The 22,126-nt window shown below is 72.9% G+C and carries 18 protein-coding genes and 1 pseudogene; 9 read left to right on the top strand and 10 right to left on the bottom strand.

Going from position 1 to position 22,126, the window contains the following annotated elements; genetic code table 11:
- Position 1: 1 nt before the first annotated feature.
- Positions 2 to 226 carry a hypothetical protein gene (locus KME66_RS31070; protein ID WP_216328256.1) on the bottom strand — a complete coding sequence of 75 codons (225 nt, stop codon included), beginning with the start codon at positions 224 to 226 and terminating at the stop codon, positions 2 to 4.
- A 174-nt stretch (positions 227 to 400) separates the two neighbouring features.
- Between KME66_RS31070 and KME66_RS31065 the strand changes: the two genes are divergently transcribed.
- Entirely contained in the window at positions 401 to 1,087 is a 687-nt protein-coding gene (locus tag KME66_RS31065) for a DNA alkylation repair protein (RefSeq protein ID WP_216328255.1), read from the top strand.
- Between the two features lie 169 nt (positions 1,088 to 1,256).
- On the opposite strand, the gene KME66_RS31060 is transcribed toward KME66_RS31065, so the two are convergent.
- Genes KME66_RS31060 through KME66_RS31045 form a run of 4 tightly spaced genes read right to left on the bottom strand, consistent with a single transcriptional unit; the run spans position 1,257 to position 6,154 of the window.
- On the bottom strand, positions 1,257 to 2,402 hold the full coding sequence (locus KME66_RS31060) for an XdhC/CoxI family protein (RefSeq protein WP_216328253.1): 1,146 nt from the start codon (positions 2,400 to 2,402) through the stop codon (positions 1,257 to 1,259).
- Positions 2,395 to 4,548 carry a xanthine dehydrogenase family protein molybdopterin-binding subunit gene (locus KME66_RS31055; protein WP_216328251.1) on the bottom strand — a complete coding sequence of 718 codons (2,154 nt, stop codon included), beginning with the start codon at positions 4,546 to 4,548 and terminating at the stop codon, positions 2,395 to 2,397. The genes KME66_RS31060 and KME66_RS31055 overlap by 8 nt, the downstream gene beginning before the upstream one ends.
- On the bottom strand, positions 4,545 to 5,537 hold the full coding sequence (locus KME66_RS31050; RefSeq protein WP_216328249.1) for a xanthine dehydrogenase family protein subunit M: 993 nt from the start codon (positions 5,535 to 5,537) through the stop codon (positions 4,545 to 4,547). The genes KME66_RS31055 and KME66_RS31050 overlap by 4 nt, the downstream gene beginning before the upstream one ends.
- Positions 5,534 to 6,154 carry a (2Fe-2S)-binding protein gene (locus KME66_RS31045; protein ID WP_216328247.1) on the bottom strand — a complete coding sequence of 207 codons (621 nt, stop codon included), beginning with the start codon at positions 6,152 to 6,154 and terminating at the stop codon, positions 5,534 to 5,536. Before KME66_RS31045 ends, KME66_RS31050 begins: the two co-directional genes overlap by 4 nt.
- Before the next feature lie 195 nt (positions 6,155 to 6,349).
- On the opposite strand from KME66_RS31045, the gene KME66_RS31040 reads away from it, so the two are divergent.
- Complete coding sequence (locus tag KME66_RS31040; protein WP_073224925.1) at positions 6,350 to 6,934, top strand: TetR/AcrR family transcriptional regulator; 585 nt, start codon at positions 6,350 to 6,352, stop codon at positions 6,932 to 6,934.
- Positions 6,935 to 7,257: 323 nt separating this feature from the next.
- Here the strand turns inward: KME66_RS31040 and KME66_RS31035 are convergent, their stop codons facing one another.
- Positions 7,258 to 7,611 carry a PRC-barrel domain-containing protein gene (locus KME66_RS31035; RefSeq protein ID WP_216328245.1) on the bottom strand — a complete coding sequence of 118 codons (354 nt, stop codon included), beginning with the start codon at positions 7,609 to 7,611 and terminating at the stop codon, positions 7,258 to 7,260.
- A 419-nt stretch (positions 7,612 to 8,030) separates the two neighbouring features.
- On the opposite strand from KME66_RS31035, the gene KME66_RS31030 reads away from it, so the two are divergent.
- Together KME66_RS31030 and glpK are read left to right on the top strand one after the other, a co-directional pair.
- Entirely contained in the window at positions 8,031 to 8,876 is an 846-nt protein-coding gene (locus KME66_RS31030; RefSeq protein ID WP_216328243.1) for an MIP/aquaporin family protein, read from the top strand.
- Between the two features lie 28 nt (positions 8,877 to 8,904).
- Positions 8,905 to 10,422: a glycerol kinase GlpK gene (glpK, locus tag KME66_RS31025; RefSeq protein WP_216328241.1), complete on the top strand. Its 1,518-nt coding sequence runs from the start codon at positions 8,905 to 8,907 to the stop codon at positions 10,420 to 10,422.
- A gap of 70 nt (positions 10,423 to 10,492) precedes the next feature.
- On the opposite strand, the pseudogene KME66_RS31020 reads toward glpK, so the two are convergent.
- Positions 10,493 to 12,846: pseudogene (locus KME66_RS31020) on the bottom strand (PQQ-binding-like beta-propeller repeat protein).
- A 224-nt stretch (positions 12,847 to 13,070) separates the two neighbouring features.
- On the bottom strand, positions 13,071 to 14,066 hold the full coding sequence (locus KME66_RS31015) for an oxygenase MpaB family protein (protein WP_216328239.1): 996 nt from the start codon (positions 14,064 to 14,066) through the stop codon (positions 13,071 to 13,073).
- A gap of 141 nt (positions 14,067 to 14,207) precedes the next feature.
- Between KME66_RS31015 and KME66_RS31010 the strand changes: the two genes are divergently transcribed.
- From KME66_RS31010 to KME66_RS31000, 3 genes are all read left to right on the top strand, one after another.
- On the top strand, positions 14,208 to 14,810 hold the full coding sequence (locus tag KME66_RS31010; RefSeq protein ID WP_073224905.1) for a TetR/AcrR family transcriptional regulator: 603 nt from the start codon (positions 14,208 to 14,210) through the stop codon (positions 14,808 to 14,810).
- Positions 14,811 to 14,932: 122 nt separating this feature from the next.
- Entirely contained in the window at positions 14,933 to 16,282 is a 1,350-nt protein-coding gene (locus KME66_RS31005; RefSeq protein WP_216328237.1) for an OFA family MFS transporter, read from the top strand.
- Positions 16,251 to 16,403, top strand: a complete 153-nt coding sequence (locus KME66_RS31000; protein WP_216328235.1) for a hypothetical protein — start codon at positions 16,251 to 16,253, stop codon at positions 16,401 to 16,403. Before KME66_RS31005 ends, KME66_RS31000 begins: the two co-directional genes overlap by 32 nt.
- Before the next feature lie 64 nt (positions 16,404 to 16,467).
- On the opposite strand, the gene KME66_RS30995 is transcribed toward KME66_RS31000, so the two are convergent.
- A complete protein-coding gene (locus KME66_RS30995; RefSeq protein WP_216328233.1) occupies positions 16,468 to 18,435 on the bottom strand; it encodes an acyl-CoA dehydrogenase family protein in 1,968 nt (655 codons plus the stop codon).
- Between the two features lie 694 nt (positions 18,436 to 19,129).
- Between KME66_RS30995 and KME66_RS30990 the strand changes: the two genes are divergently transcribed.
- Together KME66_RS30990 and KME66_RS30985 are read left to right on the top strand one after the other, a co-directional pair.
- Positions 19,130 to 20,446: a cupin domain-containing protein gene (locus tag KME66_RS30990; protein WP_216328230.1), complete on the top strand. Its 1,317-nt coding sequence runs from the start codon at positions 19,130 to 19,132 to the stop codon at positions 20,444 to 20,446.
- Positions 20,443 to 21,339, top strand: coding sequence for a sucrase ferredoxin (locus KME66_RS30985; protein ID WP_216328228.1), 897 nt, complete (start codon positions 20,443 to 20,445; stop codon positions 21,337 to 21,339). The genes KME66_RS30990 and KME66_RS30985 overlap by 4 nt, the downstream gene beginning before the upstream one ends.
- Positions 21,340 to 21,374: 35 nt before the next feature.
- Here KME66_RS30985 and KME66_RS30980 read toward each other — a convergent pair whose 3' ends face one another.
- Complete coding sequence (locus KME66_RS30980; protein ID WP_073224894.1) at positions 21,375 to 21,785, bottom strand: Fur family transcriptional regulator; 411 nt, start codon at positions 21,783 to 21,785, stop codon at positions 21,375 to 21,377.
- Between the last annotated feature and the right edge of the window lie 341 nt (positions 21,786 to 22,126).

Genomic DNA, 22,126 nt, shown 5'->3' with positions numbered 1-22,126 from the left:
CTCAACGGCCGGGCGTCCCGTCCGGGCGGTCCCGCCGCTCCAGACGCTCGGCGTCGGCCTGCCGTCGCCGTCCCTCGTCCTGGCGAGCCTGGTCGTCGAGCGCCTTGCCGTCCGACTCCTCGGCCAGTCCTCGGGCCTTCAGGAGCTTGGCCCGCAAGATCCTGCGCAGGTCACGCATCGTGTCCTCCTGTGCGGTCAGCAGTAGTTCCACGGTCGAGCGGTTCATGTCTCCTCGCCAGTGGGGCAGAGCCCGGGGTCCGTCACCGGGCGGTCCGGTGCGCTGTGGCTCGCGCCGCTGTACCGGAGTGACCCCCTACAGCTCCGCCAAACGCGCGATCCGCCGTTCGTGGACCCGTCGTACGCTGAATTCCACGTTCCGGCCGACGGAGAGGAGACCGAGGTGGCCGCGCAGAGCCCGGCGGATACGACGGTGGCGGAGATCCTGGCCGAGCTGGCCGCGCTGGAGGACCCGCGGGTCCGTGCGGTGAACGAGAAGCACGGCGACGACCACGGGGTGAACCTCGGCAGACTGCGCGCCGTCGCGAAACGGCTCGGGACCCAGCAGGAGCTCGCGGTCCGCCTGTGGGAGTCGGACGACAGCGCGGCGATGCTGCTGGCCCTGCTGATCTGCCGTCCGAAGGCGTTCGGGCGTGATGCTCTGGACCGTATGCTGCGCGAGGCCCGCGCGCCCAAGGTTCACGACTGGCTGGTGAACTACGTGGTGAAGAAGAGCCCGCACGCCGAGGAGCTGCGCACGGCGTGGTCGGCCGATCCGGATCCGGTGGTGGCGAGCGCCGGCTGGGCGCTCACCACCGAGCGCGTCCGGAAGAGCCCCGAGGGCCTCGACCTGCCGGGGCTGCTGGACGTCATCGAGGCCGGGATGAAGGACGCCCCCGACCGCCTGCAGTGGGCGATGAACCACTGTCTGGCCCGGATCGGCATCGACCACCCCGCTCTCCGCGCCCGCGCGGTCGCCATCGGTGAGCGCCTGGAGGTGCTCAAGGACTACCCGACCTCTCCGGGGTGCACATCCCCGTACGCGCCGGACTGGATCGCCGAGATGGTGCGGCGGCAGGACGCCCGCTAGAGAGCGCCGGTGGCTGCGGTGTCCCGGTGGAGCGGGTCTCGGCGGGGCGCCCACGCCGGACGGGCCGTTCGACGCCCCCGTCCCGGCCGTCGCCGACCGCATCCGCCACGGTCTCGGAACCGGCCGCATCCGCCACGGTTCCGGAACCGGTTGCCTCAGAGCCGGCTGATCAGAGCCGGCCGGCGACCCGGCACACCTGGCCGGGTTCGCGGTGGATGGGTGCCGCTCCCCCGGTGAGCGGCAGGCCCGTGCCGCCGCGCCGGGCCGCGACGATCTCCGCCGCGATGGACAGCGCCGTCTCCTCCGGCGTACGGGCTCCGAGGTCCAGGCCGATCGGCGACCGCAGCCGGTCCAGCTCACGGTCGCCGAGGCCGGCCTCGCGCAGCCGCCGGGTCCGGTCCTCGTGGGTGCGGCGCGATCCCATCGCGCCGACGAACGCGGCGGGCATCCGCAGCGCCTCCGTGAGCAGGGGCACGTCGAACCGGGCCTCGTGCGTGAGCACGCAGAGCACGGTGCGGGCGTCGGTCCGGGTGCGCCGAAGGTAGCGGTGGGGCCAGTCGACGACGACCTCGTCGGCCTCGGGGAACCGGGCGGGCGTGGCGAAGACGGGCCGGGCGTCGCACACCGTCACATGGTGGCCCAGGAACTTGCCGGCCCTGACCAGCGCGGCGGCGAAGTCGACCGCGCCGAAGACGATCATGCGGGGTGGCGGCAGGCTGGTCTCGACGAGCAGCGTGAGTCCGCCGGGGCAGTGCGAGCCGTCCGCGGAGAGGGCGACGGCAGCGGTGCGGCCGGTGTCCAGCACGGCCGCGGCCTCGGCCACCGCCGTACGGTCCAGCTCCGGGTGGCCCCCGAGCCCGCCCTCGTGGGAGCCGTCGGCGCGGACCAGCAGGGCCCGCCCGAGGAGCCCGGCCGGGCCGTCCACCACCCGGGCGAGGGCCACCGCCTCGCCGGACACCGCTCCGGACAGCGCGGCCCGCAGCACCTCCCGCTCCGGCGCGCCGGACCGTACCGGCGTGACCATGATGTCCAGGACGCCCCCGCAGGTGAGGCCGACGGCGAAGGCGTCCTCGTCGCTGTAGCCGAACCTCGTCCGGACGCTCTCGCCGGTGGTGAGCGCCTCGGCGCACAGTTCGTAGACCGCGCCCTCCACACAGCCGCCGGAGACCGAGCCGATCGCGGTGCCCTCGCTGTCCACGGCGAGCGCGGCTCCCGGCCCGCGCGGTGCGCTGCCACCGACGGAGACGACGGTGGCGACCGCGACGTCGCGGCCCTCCGCCATCCATCGGTGCAGCTCACCGGCGATGTCAAGCATCCGCCGCTCCCCCGGCGGGCTGCGGCCCCGTCGCGGTGATGACCCGGTCGGGGCGGATCGGCAGATCGCGGTGGCGTACGCCGGTGGCGTGCCAGACCGCGTTGGCGACGGCCGCCGCCGCGCCGACGATGCCGATCTCCCCCACCCCCTTGATGCCGACCGGGTCGTCCGGGTCGTGGTCGTCCACCCAGTCCACCTCGATGGCGGGGGTGTCGGCGTGCGTGGCGACGTGGTAGCCCGCGAGGTCGGGCGCGTAGTGGCCGCCGGTGTTGCGGTCGCGGACCGCCTCCTCGTGCAGGGCCATGGAGATGCCCCAGGTCATCCCGCCGACGAGCTGGTTGCGGGCGGTGAGCGGGTTGACGATCCGGCCCGCCGCGAAGACGCCCAGCATGCGGCGCACCCGGATCTCGCCGGTGGCGGTGTCCACGGCGACCTCGGCGAACTGCGCGCCGAACGAGTGGCGTTCCTTGCGCGCGAGCGCCCCGAGGGCCTCGGTGGTGTCGGACCGTACGGTGATCCCCTCCGGCGGGACGGACGTGGTCACCGCGAGCCGCTCGCGCAGTTCCGCTGCGGCCGCCGTGACCGCCCAGGCCCAGGAGCGGGTTCCCATGGAGCCGCCGGCGATCATCGCGGGTCCGAAGTCGCTGTCGCCGATGCGGACCCGGACCTGTTCGGGTGCGGTCTCCAGGGCGTCGGCGGCGATCAGGGTGAGCGCGGTGCGGGCGCCGGTGCCGATGTCGGCGGCGGTGATCCGTACGGTGAAGGAGCCGTCGGCCTCGGCCGTGACCAGGGCCGTCGAGGGGGCTGCTCCGGCGCCGAAGGAGGCTGCCGCCGTGCCGGTGCCCAGCAGCCAGCGTCCTTCCCGGCGGATGCCGGGACGCGGGTCGCGGTCCGCCCAGCCGAACCTGCGGGCTCCCTCGCGGAAGCAGGCGGCGAGGTTGTTGGTGCTGAACGGCAGTCCCGAGACGGGGCCGGCGTCCGGCTCGTTGCGCAGGCGCAGTTCGACCGGGTCGATGCCGCCGCGTTCGGCGAGTTCGTCGAGGGCCGCCTCGATCGCGAAGGATCCGGGGGCCTCGCCCGGTGCGCGCATCCAGGTCGGGGAGGGCACGTCGAGCCGGACGACGTGGTTGGCGGTGCGGTGGGCGTCGGCGTCGTACAGCACCCGGGCGACGCCCGCGCTCGGCTCGACGAACTCGTACACCGTGGACGTCTGGTTGAGCGAGCGGTGCTCCAGCGCCAGCAGCCGGCCGTCGGGGGCCGCGCCGAGCCTGACCCGCTGGGTGGTGGGGCTGCGGTAGCCGCCCAGCGAGAACGTCTGGCGCCGGGTCAGCACCACGCGTACCGGGCGTTGCAGAGCGGTGGCGGCCATCACGGCGGACACCTGGTGGGCCCGCAGGCCCTTGCTGCCGAAGCCGCCGCCGATGTGCTCCGAGCGCACCCGCACCGAGGAGGCGTCGAGCGAGAACATCGTGGCCAGTTCGCCCTGGACCCAGCCGGCGCCCTGGTTGGAGTCGACGACCTCCAGCCGGCCGCCCTCCCACCGGGCGGTCGCCGCGTGCGGCTCCATCATGCTGTGCTGCTCTTCGGGCGTGGTGTACGCGGCGTCCACCACGACGGCGGAGGCGGCCAGTTGTGCGTCCAGGTCGCCCTTCTGCGTCTCGGCGGGCATGTGGCCGGCGGCGGGGTAGGCGCCGGGGTGGTCCGCGTGGAGCGTGGTGTCGTGCGGTTCGCTGTCGTACGTCACGACGAGCGCTTCGGCCGCCTCCCGGGCCTCCTCGGGGGTCTCGGCGACGACGAGGGCGACCGGCCAGCCGGCGAACGGCACCCGGTCGTTCTGGAAGACGGCGCAGGTCGGGTCGGGCGGGGTGCCGAGCATGCCGATGTAATCGGTGTGCAGGCGGGGGGCGTTGCCGTGGTGCAGGACGGTGAGCACGCCCGGCATGGCGAGGATCGGGTCGGTCCGCACGTCGAGGATCCGGCCACGGGTGACGGTGGACAGCACGAGCCAGCCGTGGGCCAGGTCCGCGAAGGGGATCTCGCCCGCGTAGCGTGCCGCGCCGGTGACCTTGTCGCGGCCCTCGACGCGGGTACGGGCGGTGCCGACGGCTCCGCGGAGCGCCGAAGGGCCCGGGGTGGTGGTCGTCATCGGGCGTCCTCCCCGGCGAGTTCGGTCAGGACGGAGACCACGAGGTTGCGCATGAGAGTCACCTTGTATCCGTTGCGGGGCAGCGGCCGGGCTGCGGCCAGTTCGGCGTCCGCGGCGGCGGCGAAGGTCGCTCCGTCGGCCGGTGCGCCGGTCAGGACGGCCTCGGCGGCACGGGCGCGCCAGGGGCGGGAGGCGACGGCCCCGAGGGCGAGGCGCGCCTCGCGTACCCGGCCGTCCTCGATGGCGAGCGCGGCGGCGACGGAGCCGATGGCGAAGGCGTACGAGGCGCGCTCGCGCACCTTGCGGTAGCGGGAGCGGGCGGCGACGGGCGCGGCGGGCAAGGTCACCCGGGTGATCAGCGCGCCGGGCGGCAGGGCGGTCTCGCGGTGCGGGGTGTCGCCGACGGGGAGGTAGAAGTCGGTGAGGGGGACTTCGCCGGGTCCGTCGGCGCTCTCGTAGGAGACGACCGCGTCGAAGGCGGTGAGGGCCACGCCCATGTCGGAGGGGTGTACGGCCACGCAGTGGTCGGAGGCGCCGAGGACCGCGTGGTTGTGGTGCTCGCCCGCGACGGCGGGGCAACCGGCGCCCGGGGCGCGCTTGTTGCAGGGCTGGGAGAGGTCGGTGAAGTAACCGCAGCGGGTGCGCTGGAGGAGGTTGCCCCCGACGGTGGCCATGTTGCGCAGCTGTCCGGAGGCTCCGGCGAGCAGGGCCTGGGACAACGCCGGGTAGCGGCGGCGGACTTCGGGGTGGACGGCGAGGTCGCTGTTGGTGACGGTCGCCCCGATGCGCAGGCCGCCGTCCGCCGTGGGTTCGATGTGGTCCAGGGGGAGTTCGCGGACGTCGACGAGGAGGGCGGGGCGCTCCACGCCGGTCTTCATCAGGTCGACGAGGTTGGTGCCGCCGCCGAGATACCGCGCGTCCGGGTCGGCGGCGAGGAGAGTGACCGCGCCGGTGACGTCGTGGGCGCGCTGGTAGTCGAATTCCCTCATGCGACGTCCTCCTCGGCGGCACGCTTTCCGGCCGCGCGCCCCTCGGCGGCGTCCTCCCCGGCAGCGCTTCCCGCTGCGGTGTGTTCCCCGGCGGCGCGGGCGACGGCCCGGACGATCGAGACGTAGGCGCCGCAGCGGCACAGGTTGCCGCTCATGCGCTCCCGGATCTCCTCGGGCGTCAGGGGCGGCGGCCCGGCGTCGGGCGCCGGGTCGCCCGTGACGGCGCTCGGCCAGCCGGCCGCGTGCTCCTCGATGACGGCGATGGCCGAGCAGATCTGGCCGGGCGTGCAGTAGCCGCACTGGTAGCCGTCGAGGTCGAGGAAGGCCTGCTGGACGGGGTGCAGTTCGTCGCCCTCGGCCACGCCTTCGATGGTGGTGATCTCGCGGCCCTCGGCCGCGACCGCGAGGCTGAGGCAGGAGACGACGCGCCGACGGTCGACCAGGACGGTGCAGGCGCCGCACTGCCCCTGGTCGCAGCCCTTCTTGGTGCCGGTGAGGTCGAGGCGCTCGCGCAGGGCGTCGAGGAGGGTGGTGCGGTGGTCGACGGGCAGGTGGTGCTTCTCGCCGTTGATGTTCAGGGTGATCGCACTGGACGTCGACGGGGGTGGTGGGGCCATGTTCAGCCTTCTCTGGTGTCGGGTGACGAGGAGAACCCGGGCATCGGTCGGCGACTGCGGGCCCCGGGCGGGAGTAAGGTGGCCCTAACCGGACCATTGTCCGCTTACCCGGAAAACGTAACGGACAGCTGTCCGGTTAACAAGGACGGGTTTCGGCCACGCACCCGAGTCCGGCCACGCCCCCGAGGAGGATCCGTGTCCCAGCAGCCGAAGAAGGACACCGCCCCGCGCGCGGACGCCCGGCGCAACCGCGAGCGCATCCTGCGGGTGGCCACGGCCGAGTTGACACGGCGCGCGGACGCCCCGCTGAGCGCGATCGCCAAGAAGGCGGGTGTCGGGCAGGGCACCTTCTACCGCAACTTCCCCCACCGGGAGGCGCTGGTCCTGGAGGTCTACCGCTACGAGATGCAGCAGGTCGCCGATGCGGCGGGCGAGTTGCTCGGGACCAGGCCGCCCGAGCGGGCCCTGCGCGAGTGGATGGACCGCCTCGCCCGCTTCGCGATGACGAAGGCGGGTCTCGCGGACGCGATCCGGCTGGTGACCAGCGCGCCGGGCGGCCCCGCCCGGCCCGGCCCCACCCCGGTCATGGAAGCGGCCGGAACCCTGCTCCGCGCCTGCGAGGACGCCGGTGCCATCCGCCCGGGGGTGACGCCGGACGACTTCTTCCTCGCGATCGCCGGTCTCTGGCAGATCGATCCGCAGGAGGACTGGGAGCCGCGGGCCGGCCGCCTGCTGGATTTCGTCATGGACGGGCTGCGCGTGGGAGCGCCCGGCGGGTGATCAGGACCGCCCGCCGTCGATGGCGGGGCGTGTGAAGATGCTCCGTGCGGCGTTCGGACCTGGGGAGGGACCGGCGGCGGAAACAGCGACGGGAGCGGCGAGTTGAGCAAGGGCGGGGCGTCCGTACCCTCCGGAGCCTGGCGCCGGGGCGCGCTCACCGTCTGCGGGACCGGCATCCTCGCCCAACTCCCCTTCGCATCCCCGAGGAGACGGTGTACGCCCCGGCTTCACCGCGCGATCGGTGAAGGAAGGACGGCGCGCAGCGGGCGGGGCCCGACGCGTGACGCGTCGGGCCCCGCCCGCTGTGCCTACGGTCCGAGAGATCAGACGCGGCGGTGCCGGCCGTAGTACTCACCCGTCGTGCGGTGGAAGTCCGCGTCGCCGACGTGCTTGTCCTTGTCGAACTCCGGGGAGTCCTTGATCTGGTCCTTGGTGAGGTCGACGTAGATCTTCTTGTCGTCGTTGTCGACGCGGCTCACCGTGCCCGCCGGAAGCAGGACGTGCTTGCCGAAGATCCATACACCGGTGTCGACGACCAGGTACGAGGACGTGACCTCGTCGGAGTGCTTGTCGACCTTGCCGATGCTGCCGTCCGTGGCCTCGACCTTGTAGCCGATCAGGTCGGTGCCGACGGTGTGACCGGCGGTCGGCTGGTATCCCCACAGGTTCTCGGACACAGGAAACTCCTTCGTTCGCACGGAAATGCATGAGGTATTCGAAGCGGTCGGCGGACGGTTGCCGGCGCCGGTCGGTCGTTGTCCGGGCGGGCTTTCCTTTTCCTCATCGACCGCTGACAGCCTCGTGCCCCTCCCATTCCGCCCCATGTCCCCGAAATCGATGGTTTTTCCACGGGTTCAGGGGGAACTCGGCGGGCTCGTGCTCTCAGCCCAGCAGCGCCACGACGGCGATGAGCGCCGGAACCGACGGCAGCGTGGAGAGCCCCCCTCACCCGACCGGCCGAGCGCCGCCTTCGCGGGCGCAGGCATGACCAACACATCCACCTCGCCCCGAAATGCCCCTTTCGTTAAATCGCCTTAGCCTGCTGACACTGCTCGGATAGTCGACAGCCGGCGCCGTCGGCGGAGGGCGAGCTTCCATGGCTGAGCTACGTAAGAAGTCCGGACTGGTCGGCGAGTTGTCGGCCGAGTTCGCGGGCACGATGATCCTGATCCTCTTCGGCTGCGGTGTCGTGGCCCAAGTGGTGGCGGGCGGAGCCTTGACGGATCCGGCCGGCGGGCTCGGGGACCACGACAGCATCGCCTGGGCGTGGGGGCTGGGCGTCACGCTCGGCGTCTACGTCGCGGCGCGGCTGAGCGGGGCCCACATCAACCCCGCGGTGACCCTCGCGCTGGCCGCGTTCAAGGGGTTCCCGTGGAGCAAGGTGGCGCCCTACGCGCTGGCGCAGACGGCCGGCGCGTTCGTGGCCGCGCTGATCGTCCGCTGGAACTACAGCGAGGCGCTGGCCAAGGCCGACCCCGGACACACCATCAAGACGCAGGGGGTGTTCTCCACCCTGCCCGCCAACGGCAACCCGGCACTGCCGGTGCACGAGTGGGGGGCCTTCCGCGACCAGGTCATCGGCACCGCCATCCTGCTGCTGCTGGTCCTGGCCGTCACCGACATGCTCAACACCCCGCCCGGCGCGAACCTGGGCCCGTTCATCATCGGCCTGATCGTGGTCGCGATCGGCATGGCCTGGGGAACGAACGCCGGATACGCGATCAACCCGGCCCGTGACTTCGGCCCCCGGCTGGCGAGCTTCCTCACCGGTTACGGCGGAGCGTGGCGGGACCAGTACGGCAATCTCTACTTCTGGGTGCCCATCATCGGCCCGCTGATCGGCGGCCTGCTGGGCGCGGGGCTCTACAAGTTCCTCGTCGGACGCTTCCTGCCGTCCGCGGAGCCCGAACCGCCGGGGCGCGTCCCGGCGTCCCAAGACTGAACCACAGCGCCCGGAGAGGCAGCACATCATGGCGGACTTCATCGGCGCGGTGGACCAGGGGACCACCAGCACCCGATTCATGATCTTCGATCACGGCGGCAACGAGGTCGCCAAGCACCAGCTGGAGCACGAGCAGATCCTGCCCCGCTCCGGCTGGGTGGAACACGATCCCGTGGAGATCTGGGAGCGCACCAACTCGGTGATCCAGAACGCCCTGCGGCACGGCGGCCTGTCGCCCACCGACCTGGTGTCGATCGGGATCACCAACCAGCGGGAGACCACGGTGGTCTGGGACCCGCGCAACGGACGGCCGTACTACAACGCCATCGTGTGGCAGGACACCCGTACCGACGCCATCGCCGCGAACCTGGAGCGTTCGGGCAAGGGCGAGGTCATCCGCCGCAAGGCCGGGCTGCCGCCCGCGACGTACTTCTCCGGCGGGAAGATCCAGTGGATCCTGGAGAACGTCGACGGCGTACGGGAGGCGGCCGAGGCCGGTCACGCGGTCTTCGGCAACACGGACGCCTGGGTCCTGTGGAACCTGACCGGCGGCCCGAACGGCGGTATCCACGCCACCGACGTGACCAACGCGAGCCGCACGATGCTGATGGACCTGGAGACCCTCGACTGGGACGAGGAGCTCCTGGGCTTCTTCGGCATCCCCCGGGCGATGCTCCCGAAGATCAACCCCTCCTCACACCCGGAGGCCTACGGCTCCACGCGCACCTCCCGGCCGCTGAGCGCCGCCATCCCCATCGGCGGCGTCCTCGGCGACCAGCAGGCGGCCACCGTCGGCCAGGTCTGCTTCTCCCCCGGCGAGGCCAAGAACACCTACGGCACCGGCAACTTCCTGGTACTCAACACCGGTTCCGAGCTGGTCCGTTCGCAGAACGGTCTGCTGACCACGGTGGCGTACCAGTTCGGCGACGAACCGGTCGTCTACGCCCTGGAGGGGTCCATCGCCGTCACCGGATCGGCGGTGCAGTGGCTGCGCGACCAGATGAAGATCATCAAGTCGGCGCCGGAGAGCGAGGAACTGGCCCGCGGCGTCGAGGACAACGGCGGGATGTACTTCGTGCCCGCGTTCTCCGGACTGTTCGCGCCGTACTGGCGTTCCGACGCCCGCGGTGCGATCGTCGGCCTGGCCCGGTACAACGACAACGCCCATCTGGCGCGGGCCACGCTGGAGGCCATCTGCTACCAGAGCCGCGATGTGGTCGAGGCGATGGAGCAGGACTCCGGGGTCCATCTCGACGTGCTCAAGGTCGACGGCGGCGTCACCGCCAACGATCTCTGCATGCAGATCCAGTCGGACGTCCTCGGTGTCGAGGTCAGCCGTCCCGTCGTCGCCGAGACGACCGCTCTCGGCGCCGCCTACGCGGCCGGGCTCGCCACCGGATTCTGGCAGAACACCGATGAGCTGCGCGCCCAGTGGCACGAGTCGAAGCGCTGGTCGCCCCAGTGGTCCGAGCAGCAGCGCGCGGAGGGCTACGCGGGCTGGAAGCGGGCGGTGGAGCGGACCCTCGACTGGGTGAAGGTGCCCTGAGGCGCTCGCACGGGCCGTTCGGTCCCGTCGAGTGCGGCTCCTCCAGGGGTGGGGGCAGAAGCCGCCGGAGTCAGCCCGACCTCGGCGGCTTCTGCGCGTCGAGGGCGAAGAGCGTGTTCTGCGCCGCGGCCGCGAACAGCACACGCCCCGCGACGGTCACACGCGGGCTCGCGCCCTGCTGGCCCGTCAGTCCGTCGGCCTGCGGGTCCGTCGACCACAGCGTCTTTCCGTCGCCGGGGGACAGCGCGACGACCCGGCCGGTGGCCGAGCTGAAGTACACCGCGCCGTCACCCGTCGCGGGCCCCGACGCGCCTTCCACGCCCGTCTGCCGCTCCCACTTCTTCCGGCCGGTCGCGGGGTCGAGCGCCGTGACGCGACCGGTCTGCCCGCTCACGTAGACGGTGCCGTCCGCCATGCCGGGCGTGCCGCCGTACACCTGGTCCAGCCGGGAGTACGTCACCTTCCCCGAGGCCGGGTCGACCCGGACCACCCCGTTGTATCCGGTCCGCGCGGTTCCCTCGTAGTGCGGGGAGAGGAGTACGAGGGAGCCGTCGGCGTCGCCCACCGGCTCGGCGGGGCCGTCGACCGCCAGGGGCCTGCCCAGCTCTCCGGAGTCGAGATCCACCGTGCGCAGGGTGGGGCTGCGCTGTTCGAGGGCGTCGATCTCCGCGTCGGTCGCGCACATCGCGAGAAGCCGCGGGCCCTCCGGGACGGGCGCGCACCGGGTGCCCGCCGGGAACGGCGCCGTCCAGGCGAGCTCGCCGCTGCGGGCGTCCCGGGCCTCGAAACGGGAGTTGGAGGCGTCGACCGTCACGACGGCGGAGCCGGCCACGACGGCGTCCTGGGTCCGGCCGGTGACGGCCGTCGACTGGGCGCCGGACGGCGCGGACCACCGTTCGTCGCCGGTGTCCGCGTCGAGGGCCACGACCTCGGTGGGCGGGCCCTGCGGGGCGTCCTGCTCGGCGATGCGGTAGCCGATGACGGTGTCGTCGGTGGCGCCCACCAGGTGCACGCCCTGAATGGGCACGCCGGGGCTCTTCGCCGTCCACACCGGCGATCCGTCCGCGGGGTCCACCCGGGTCGCGATGACCCCGCCGCCCCCGCAGAACAGCGCGTCGTCACGGGCGACGCAGCGCAGCTCGTCGGGGATGTCCTCGCGGCCGCCCGGCACCACCGTGCGCCACGGGGCGAAGCCGTCCGGGAGGGTGCCTCCCGGCGCCGGCGTGCTCCGGGCCGCGTCCGCGCCCCGGCCGTCCGCGCCGCCGCCCTTCCCGTCGGCGCCGCCCGCCGTCAGCGCGGCGACTCCCCGCCGATCGCCGCCACCGCGACAGCGGCCGCGAGCACGGGCCGCCACCGGCGTCGCAGACGGCCGCCGATCGCGGTGCCGGTGCCGCCCGCACCAGGAGCGGGCGGAGTGGCCGGGCCGGGGGCTGCCGGATCCGTGGCGGCCGGTGCGGGAGTCGTCCGGCCCGAGGCGGCCGGTGCGGGAGTGGCCGGGGCCGTGGCGGCCGGTGCGGGAGTCGTCGGGGGCGGGGTCTGCGGGGTCATCAGGTGGTGCTGCGTGGCCATGTCACGGGTCCGGCCCGCCGCCGTTCCTCCGGTGGCGGGCCCGCCCAGGTCAGTGGGCAGATCGCGCAGCAGCACGAGGAGTTCGTCCACCGAGGGCCGCCCCTCGGGATCCTTGTCCAGGCACGGTTCGACGACCGCGCGCAGAGCGTCCGGCACAGCCCCCAACGACGGCTCCTCGTGCACCACTTGGTAGGCGGTTATGTAGGGGCTGTCCGCGTCGAAGGGCCCGTGGCCGGTCGACGCGTACACCAGGAGCGTCCCCAGCGAGAAGACGTCGGAGCGCGGCCCCACCCCGCGCGGTGCCTGCAACTGCTCGGGCGACATGAAGGGCGGCGTACCGATGACCCGGCCGGTCATCGTCAGTGTCTGCTGGTCCACGGCGCGCGAGATGCCGAAGTCGATGACGCGGGGCCCCTCGGCCGAGAGGACGACGTTGGAGGGCTTCAGATCGCGGTGGACGACTCCCACCCGGTGGATGTCGCGCAGCGCCTCCGCGAGACCGATGGCGAGTCTCCGCAGCTCCGCCCCGCTCAGGGGACCCTCGTCGGTGATGCGCTGGGCGAGTGTGGGTCCCTCGATGTAGGTCGTCGCCATCCACGGCTGGTCGGCCTCGGGGGCGGCGTCGACCACGGCGGCGGTGAACGCGCCGCTCACCCGGCGTGCGGCGGCCACCTCCTGCCGGAACCGGACGCGGAATTCGTCGTCCCCCGCGAACTGCTGGTGGATCAGCTTGATCGCGATGGACCGGCCCGAACTCGTGCGGGCCAGGAAGACCGTGCCCATGCCACCCGAACCGAGCCGCTCCTCCAGCGGGTAGCCGCCGATCTCGGCTGGATCACCTCCGCGCAGCGACACTCTCCCCGACCTCCCGTCCCCCGTGGGCCGGTCTCCGCCGCCACGGCCTGCTCGTTCGTGCTGCACCCAAACTAGCCGCAGGGCGGTTCGGCCGGGCAAAGCGGGTGACCGGGCGGGGAGGGACGCCCGGGGCCGGCCCGTCGGGCCGCCTCGGTCGCGGGGCCGGTTCCGGGCCCGTGGTGCTGTCCGTCACGGGCCCCGGACCCGGCACGCGGAGCTGTCCGTCACGGGCGCCGGATCTTCGGCACGCGGTGCTGCCCGTCGCGAGGGCCGGCTCCCGGCACGTAGTGCTGCGGGAGCCCTCGCCGTTCCTCGGGCGGCAGGTTCCGGGGCGGCGTCTCGACCTGGGCCGGTCCGGGCCGCCCTCGTTCGCGGTCCCAGCCCGCCCGGGCGCGCGGGTGGAAGCGGTGCCGCTCGGGGACGTACCGCCACGCGTGGTGCACCGACCGGCCCAGCAGGCGCAGCAGGCGCTCGTCGCGGGGCGTCCAGCGCAGGCCGAGGCGATCCCGGACGGTCTGCGGGTACAGGCCGACCGTGATCCACAGGGTGGTCCGGACGAGCGGGACGCGGGCGAGGGCCCAGAGCGGCGACGGCAGCCACCGCAGGAGGGGCGGCCGGGCGATACGGCGCATGTTCAGGACGTCCCGGGTCGGCCGGTTGTCCTCCAGGACGTCCGCGCACATGTGGTCCCAGTACCGCTGGAACTCCTCCCAGCTGCCGGGGACGGGTTTCATCGAGAGGCCGTACAGCGCGTACCAGCGGACGTGCTCGTCGAAGAGCGTGTGCCGCTGCGCCTCCGTCAGGCCGCCGCCGAAACGCTCGGCGACCTGCACGGTCAGCATGAAGAAGGTGGCGTGCGCCCAGTAGAAGGTGCCGGGACGGAGCGCGTGGTACGGACGGCCGTGCGCGTCGACACCGCCGATCGCGGCGTGGTAGCCGCGTACCTCGCGGGCCGTACGGGCGGCGAGCGGGCCGTCGTAGACCACTCCCCCGATCGGGTAGAGCGAGCGGAAGAGGCGCTCCCAGCGCTCCTCGAAGAAGCGTGAGTGCTCGGCGACGCCCGCGCCCAGCTCGGGATGCATGTTCTGCATCGATCCGGCCCAGGGGGCGAGGAGGAGGCCCCGCCAGTCGCCGAACCATCGCCAGGTGAGGGAGTCGGGGCCGAGAGGTTCGGGGGGCGGGAGGCCGGCCGGGTCCGGTCCCTGTGCTGACGCGCTCACGTGCACCTCCGCTGGGGTTCGGGTCGTGAGGCCGTGCGGAGCAATCTGATGACAGCTGTCCTCAGGTTAGAATGTGCGGACACCTGTCGTCAATGGCGCGGCAGCACACAGCAAGGCGAACAGAGCGCGGGGGAAACGCAGTTGACGGAACGGAGCTGGGGCGGCAGCACGCTCGCCGATCGTCGTGCCACCCGTCGGCGGACACTGCTGGACGTCGCCGAGCGCCTGGCCGGCGAGCAGGGGTGCGCGGCCGTCACGGTGCGGTCCGTCTGCCGTGAGGCCCGTCTGACGGACCGCTATTTCTACGAGAGCTTCACCGGCCGCGACGATCTGCTCCTCGCCGCCTTCGAGCGGGTCGCCGAGGAGGCCCGGAGCGCGCTGGAGGGAGCGGTGGCGACCGGCGCCCCGCAGCGCGAGGTCCGGGCCCGGGGCGCCGTGTCGGCTTTCGTCGCCCTGGTGCTGGACGCGCCGCACAAGGGCCGCCTGCTGCTCCTGGAGCCGTTCGCCGACCCGGTGCTCGGAGCCCGCAGCCACCTGCTCATGCCGGTGTTCACCGATCTCGTCGGCGGACAGCTCGGCGGTACGGGCGACGGCATCGACCGCCGGCTGGCCGCGCACGCACTGGTCGGCGGCCTGGCGAACCTCTTCGCGGGGTGGCTGCACGGCACGCTCGACGTACCGCGCGAGCGGCTGGAGGCGCACTGCGTCGAGCTGGTGCTCGCGGCGACCGCCTCCGGCGAGTAGCCCTGCGGCCGGCAGGTCCCACGGCACCGCCCTCGGGCGTCACCGCCACCCGAATCGAACAAGGTGAAAGTTAAACCACCAGCCTTCTCAACCGAAGGCCCCCTCACTACGGTGAGGGACCCATGAGTCCCCCCATCGCCCCCGCGGGCTGGAGTCGCTGGCTGGTACCGCCCGCCGCCCTCTCCATCCACCTCTCCATCGGCCAGGCCTACGCCTGGTCCGTGTTCAAGCCGCCGCTGGAGAACGCGCTCGGCCTCAGCGGCACGCAGAGCGCCCTGCCCTTCCAGCTCGGCATCGTCATGCTCGGCCTCTCCGCCGCCTTCGGCGGCACGCTGGTCGAGCGCCGCGGGCCCCGGTGGGCCATGACCGTCGCCCTGATCTGCTTCTCCTCGGGTTTCCTGCTCTCCGCATTCGGCGCGGCGACCCAGCAGTTCTGGCTGATCGTCCTCGGGTACGGCTTCGTCGGGGGCATCGGCCTCGGCATCGGCTACATCTCGCCCGTGTCGACGCTCATCAAGTGGTTCCCCGACCGCCCGGGCATGGCCACGGGCATCGCCATCATGGGGTTCGGCGGCGGAGCGCTGATCGCCTCACCCTGGTCGGCGCAGATGCTGGAGTCCTTCGGCGGCGACCACCGGGGCATCGCCCTCGCCTTCCTGGTCCACGGGCTCGCCTACGCCGTCTTCATGCTGCTGGGCGTCCTGCTGGTCCGGGTGCCGCGCCCGCGTGCGGAGGAACCCCGGGCGGACGGCACCGTCGCCGCCCCCGCCGGGCCGCAGGTGTCGGCGCGCCAGGCGCTGCGCACCCCGCAGTTCTGGCTGCTGTGGATCGTGCTCTGCATGAACGTCACCGCCGGCATCGGCATCCTGGAGAAGGCCGCGCCGATGATCACGGACTTCTTCGCGGACACCTCGACGCCCGTTTCGGTGACCGCGGCCGCCGGGTTCGTCGCCCTGCTGTCCGCGGCCAACATGGCCGGCCGGATCGGCTGGTCCTCGACGTCCGACCTGATCGGGCGCAAGAACATCTACCGCGTCTACCTCGGCGCGGGCACGCTCATGTACGCGCTCATCGCCCTGGTGGGGGACTCGTCCAAGCCGCTGTTCGTCCTGTGCGCGCTCGTCGTCCTCTCCTTCTACGGCGGTGGCTTCGCGACGATCCCGGCCTATCTCAAAGACCTGTTCGGCACGTACCAGGTGGGCGCGATCCACGGCCGCCTGCTCACCGCCTGGTCCACCGCCGGGGTCCTGGGTCCGCTGATCGTGAACTGGATCGCCGACCGGCAGGAGGAGGCCGGGAAGAGCGGCGCGGATCTGTACGGGACGTCCCTCCTGATCATGATGGCCCTGCTCGCCGTCGGCTTCGCGGCCAACGAACTGGTCCGCCCGGTCCACCCGTCCCATCACCTCGGCGCCGTCAGCGCGCAGAAGGGAGCGCCCGATGTCCGACAGCAGCAGTCAGAGTCCGCCTGATACCGACGCGGGGAAGGACCGGCGGCCGCTGATCGCCTTCACCTGGCTGTGGGTGGGCGCCCCGCTCGCCTACGGGCTGTACGAACTGATCCGCAAGGCCGCCCAGTTGTTCACCGGCTGACGGTCCACGGGCCGACGGTGCGCCGCCCGGCCCCGGGCATCAGGGCCCGGGGCCGCCACCGGGTTCAGGCTCCGCCCACCAGGTCCGGGGCGCGCAGCATGGCGTCCGGAACCCCCCAGGCGTCGACGAGTTCGGCGGCCAGCGGCCGGACCTTGCGGCAGAGGTCGTTCACCTCGCGGCTGATGGCCTTGGAGCGCTGGACGGTCAGCCGGCCGTGCTCCATGAACCAGGCGCGGTCCGCCTCGATCACCGACAGGGCGAACAGGTCGCAGAGCAGGCCCAGGGCGACCTTGTTGCCGCCCTCGGGCAGCGCGCGCGTCTTCTCGACGAACGCCTCCAGCACCAGGCGCTCCATATGGGCGCGGGCCACGGCGATGACGTGGTCCTGGACCTCGGAGAAGACCGCGCCCGGATCGCGCTTGCGGTCGATACCGCTCTTGAGCCTGCGGGCGACCCCGGCGAGCATGTGCTCCTCCCGGTAGCGGACCATGGCGAGCTGGTACTCCGAGTCGAGCAGACCGGCTTCCTGGTCCCACTCGTCACCGCCCGGCAGCAGATCACGGACCCGTTCGAGGAGTTTGTGGGCCGACGTCTTCTCGATGACCGTCTCGACGGCGAGATGGGTGACGTGGCGGACCATGCCCAGCTGGTCCAGGTCCTCGAACTCGCCGGCGTAGTCGGTGAGCAGGCCCTTCGCGACGAGCTGGAGCAGGACGTGGTTGTCGCCCTCGAAGGTGGTGAAGATGTCGCTGTCGGCCTTGAGCGCGGCGAACCGGTTGACGGCGAGATACCCCGCGCCGCCGCACGCCTCGCGGCACTCCTGGATCACCCGGGTGGCGTGCCAGGTGGCGAGCGCCTTGGTCCCGGCGGCGCGGGCCTCCAGAAGGCGTCGCGCCTGCGGGTCGTCCTCCGGTCCGGAGAAGACGTCGTGGAGCTGGGAGCGCAGGACGTCCTGGGCGAAATGCAGCGCGTACGTACGGGCGATGAGCGGCAGCAGACGCCGCTGGTGCAGACCGTAGTCGAGGAGCAGCTGCTCCTGGCCCCGGGGACCTGCCGGGAACTGCCGCCGTCGCAGGGCGTACTTCGTGGCGATCGCGAGAGCGACCTTGGCGGCGCCGATCCCGGCGCCGCCGACGCTGACCCGGCCCTGCACCAGGGTGCCGAGCATGGTGAAGAAGCGGCGGTTCGGGTTGTCGATCGGGCTCTCGTAGACACCTTCCGGAGTGACGTCGGCGAAGCGGTTCAGCAGCGCTTCGCGCTCCACCCGCACCCCGTCGAACCGGATGCGCCCGTTGTCCACGCCGTTGAGGCCCATCTTCCGGCCGTCGTCCTCGATGTGGACGCCGGGCGCCGCCTCGCCGCCGGTCCGGATCGGCACGACGAACGCGTGCACCCCCCGCGACTCTCCGGCCACCTCCAGCTGGGCGAAGACAACGGCCAGTTCGCCGTGGCGGGCGGCGTTGCCGATGTAGTCCTTGCGCGCCTGGTCGCCCTCGGTGGTGATGACGAACTCCTGGGCGTCGACGTCGTAGCGCGCGACGGTGCCGAGCGCCTGGACGTTGGAGCCGTGCCCGGTCTCCGTCATCGCGAAGCAGCCCATCAGCTCCCCGGTGACGAGCCCGGGAAGATACGCGTCGTGGTGGCGCCCGGTCCCCAGATGCAGGATCGCGCCGCCGAAGAGCCCGAACTGCACTCCGACCTTCACCAGCACCGACAGGTCGCCGAAGGCGAGCGTCTCGAACGCGGCGATCGAGGCCCCGACGTCGCCGCCTCCCCCGTACCGCTTCGGGAAGCCCATGCCGGTCTGCCCCGTCGCCGCCATCTCGACCACGAGTCCGCGCACCCGCTCGCGGTACGCGTCGATGTCGAGTTCCTCGGCCTCGTCCAGCACCGAGGCGTGCGTCAACAGGTTGGCCCGGACCAGATCGCGGACTTCGGCGTACTCGCCGTCGAGCACCTCGGCCAGCGCCCGGACGTCGATCTCCGGCTGTGCGTACCCGCCGGTCGCGGGCGATGTCCTGTCAGTGGTCATACCGATCCGCTACCCCGCCCGGAGACGATCAAGCGATCGGCCATCCGGTCAGCCGTACCTCCCCTGACGGACCACCGGGCCGGCGTCAGGAGGACGATCGGGCGCCGGCACCTCAGACGGAGGCGAGTTCCGGCATTCGGACGACTCCACCACCGCCCGAATCGATGTTTCTTCACCACGGGGATACGGTGATTACTGGCCATTTCGGCATGTACCGACGTCCCGGCGACCGGGTTTCCGACCAGCGGAAAACCATCGTCTCCATGGTGTGACCCCAGGAGGAAAGATGACCGAGCACGACGCGAGCGGAGCCGAGGGACCTGCGGACGGCGGAGCGGCGGGGACGCCCGGCGTCCACGACGGCGGAGCCGACGGCGGCGCGGAAGGGCCCGCGGACGGCGGAGCGGCCGGCACCCCCGGCGTCCACGACGGCGGAGCCGACGGCGGCGCGGACGGGGCGCCGACGGGGGCGCCGACGGGGGCGCCGACGGGGGCGCCGACAGCGGAGCCGAGGACCTGCGGACGGCGGAGCGGCGGGTACCCCTGGCGTCCACGACGGCGGAGCCGACGGCGGCGCGGAAGGGCCCGCGGACGGCGGAGCGGCCGGCACACCCGGCGCCCACGACGGCGGAGCCGACGGCGGAGCCGACGGCGGCGCGGACGGGGGCGCCGACAGCGGAGCCGGCAGCCGCTCTTGAGCCTGTCCCGCACCGAACTCCGGGATTCCGGCGCGCGTGACGGCGCCGGAATCCTCCCGTCGCGTCTGACCGGGCTCAGCCGGGAGGAATTCGCCCGTGACGTCTGGGGACGCACAGCGTCGCTGACGCGGGAGGCGAGCGACTTCTCCGACGTCTTCTCGCCCTCCGCGGTCGACGAGCTGATCTCCCGCCGCGGGCTGCGTACGCCGTTCCTCCGGGTCGCCAAGGACGGGGCCACACTGCCGTCGTCGTCCTTCACCGCACCCGCCGGAGTCGGGGCGACCGTCGCCGACCAGCTCGACGACACCGCCCTGTGGCGCGCGTTCGCCGACGGCGCCACGCTCGTCCTGCAAGCGCTGCACCGCACCTGGGAGCCGGTGGCCGACCTGGTCTCCCGACTGGGTACGGAGCTCGGTCACCCCGTACAGGCGAACGCCTACGTCACCCCTCCGCAGAACCGGGGGTTCGACGCGCACTACGACGTGCACGACGTGTTCGTCCTCCAGATCGAGGGGGCGAAGCGGTGGGTGATCCACGAGCCCGTGCTGCCGGACCCGTTGCGCGATCAGCCGTGGACCGATCACCGTGCGGCCGTCGCCGACCGGGCCTCGCACGGCACGCCCCGGCTGGACACGATGCTCCGCCCCGGCGATGTGCTCTATCTGCCGCGCGGCTGGCTGCACTCGGCACAAGCCCAGGGGCAGGTCTCGGTCCACCTGACGCTGGGGGTCCACGCCTGGACCCGCTTCGCCCTGGCCGAGCAGCTGACCCGGGCCGCCCTCGCGGCACTGGCCGACGATCCGTCCATGCGGCGGTCCCTGCCGCTGGCGGCGCGGAAGGCGGCGGGGCCGGACGAACCAGGCGGTACGGAAGGAACAGGCGGTACGGAACGGCCAGACGGTACGGAAGGGGCAGGCAGTACGGACGGGCCAGGCGGTACGGACGGGCCGGACGACGTCCTGGGCCTGGTCCGCGAGCGCCTGCTGTCCGCCCTCGCCGAAGCCGACCCCGCGCCCCTGTTCCACCGCGCCCACCGGTCCCAGGCCCGTCCGGCACCGCTGGGACCGGTCGCTCAGCTCACCGCCCTGAGCGGCCTCGTGACGACGTCTCCGGTACGGCTGCGGGAGGCGCTGGAGCCCCGGCTGGAGGGAACCCGTCTGCACACCCGCGTGGGTCACCTCGACTTCGCGGCAACCGACCTCGTACCCGTGGCCGGGCTGCTCGACGGCCGGGTGAGCACCGCCGGCGACCTCGGTCTCGCCCTCGCCCGACGGCTGCTGCGGGCGGGCGTCCTGGTGCCCGCGGACCGATGACCGGGCCGGACCGGTTCTTCTGCGCCGACGCGGCCAGGGCACGCGGCGACGCGTTCGCCGGCACGGCCCCCTTCGGCTCCGTCTGGGTTCTCATCGAGTACCGGCGCGCCTGGCCCGCCAACGGTTTCGACGGCCTCGACCTCGATCCGGAGACCAAGACGCTCGTGTTCGCGGCGGCCCGGGCGAACCGGGCCCGGATCCTCCTCGTCCGGCGGCACGGACGCCGCCGCCCGGAGCGGGGCGGCCGGTGGGCGGTGCTGCACCACCAAGGCTCCGGCGCGCTGCGCCAGCGGTGGGGCACCTGGCACCGCGACCGGGACCTGGTGCAGATCGTGACCGCGCTGGACTCCCCGGGCGAGCCCGGTCTCGCCCCCGTCGTCCTCGTCTGCGCCCACGGCCTGCACGACGCCTGTTGCGCCGTGCGCGGCCGGCCCGTGGGCGAGGCCCTCAGCGCCCGGCGGCCCGACCTGGTGTGGGAGTGCACGCACGTGGGCGGTGACCGGTTCGCGGCCAATGTCGTCGTCGTACCCGACGGCGTCTACTACGGCGATCTGGACCCCCGCTCGGCGGTCACCGTGATCGAGGACCACCTCGCCGACCGTATCCGCGCCGACCACCTGCGGGGCTACACCACCCTCCGCCCGCCGCAGCAGGCAGCGGTGGCCGGGGTGCTCCGGCGCTTCGGCCCGGCGGGCCGGCACGACTACGCGGTCACCGCGACGGCCGCCGTCGACGACGGCTGGCGCGTCAGCGTCAGCGGCCGGGCTCCGCACGCGCGGCTGCTCGACGTGGAGGTGCGGGCCCGGCGCACACCGGCGCGCCGGCTGACCTGCCGCGGCCCGGCGAACAGCTCGGCGGTCGTCTACGACGTGACGTCGGTCCGCGAGCGCTGACGGACTCCCGCCCTCGGAGGCCCTTCGCTTCGCGGTCAGGCGCAGGCCGGGCACAACCCGCGGTAGGTGATCTCCACCGAGCCGACCGCGAACCCGAACCGCTCCTCGTCCGGCAGATCGCCGATGGCGTTGCCGACCGGGTGGACGTCGCGGACCGTGCCGCAGCCCGAGCAGACCAGGTGCTGGTGGGGTCTGCGCGCGTTGGGGTCGTAGCGCTTGGCCCGGCCCACGGTGGAGACCTCCAGCACCTCGCCCAGCGCGACCAGCTCGCCCAGGGTGTTGTAGACGGTGGCGCGGGAGATCTCGGGCAGGCGCGCGGCGGCCCGCAGGTGCACCTCGTCGGCCGTCAGGTGCACGTGGTCGCCGTCGAGGACCTCCGCGACGACACGCCGCTGGGAGGTCATCCGCCAGCCACGGCCCCGCAGCCGCCCGAGGAGGTCGCTCATCTCGTTTCACCTGCTCCGCTCGCCGGAGGGGGTGGGCGGCTCGCGCACGGAATGCGCCGACGCCACGCCCCCGTCATCATGGTTTTAGCCTGCTTCTTGACTTGGACGAAGTCCATCGTAGGATCGATCCCGGCGACATCCAAGAGACAGGAAGACTCCGGTACGGCAGCAGAGACACGCGACGGGACACCACCGGTCGACCGCGCCATGCCGCCCGTCGGCCCAGCGCCGTCGTCGTCGCACCGCCCGGGATCACCGGGTGCGGTGGTCCGCGAGGCGCTCGGGCGACCCGCGACGGGCCCCGGCATCAGCGTGCCCCTTCTGTACGGCCCGAATCCTCC

Source organism: Streptomyces sp. YPW6 (genome assembly GCF_018866325.1).
Lineage (GTDB): Bacteria > Actinomycetota > Actinomycetes > Streptomycetales > Streptomycetaceae > Streptomyces.
This window is presented reverse-complemented; position numbering and strand designations above follow the sequence as displayed.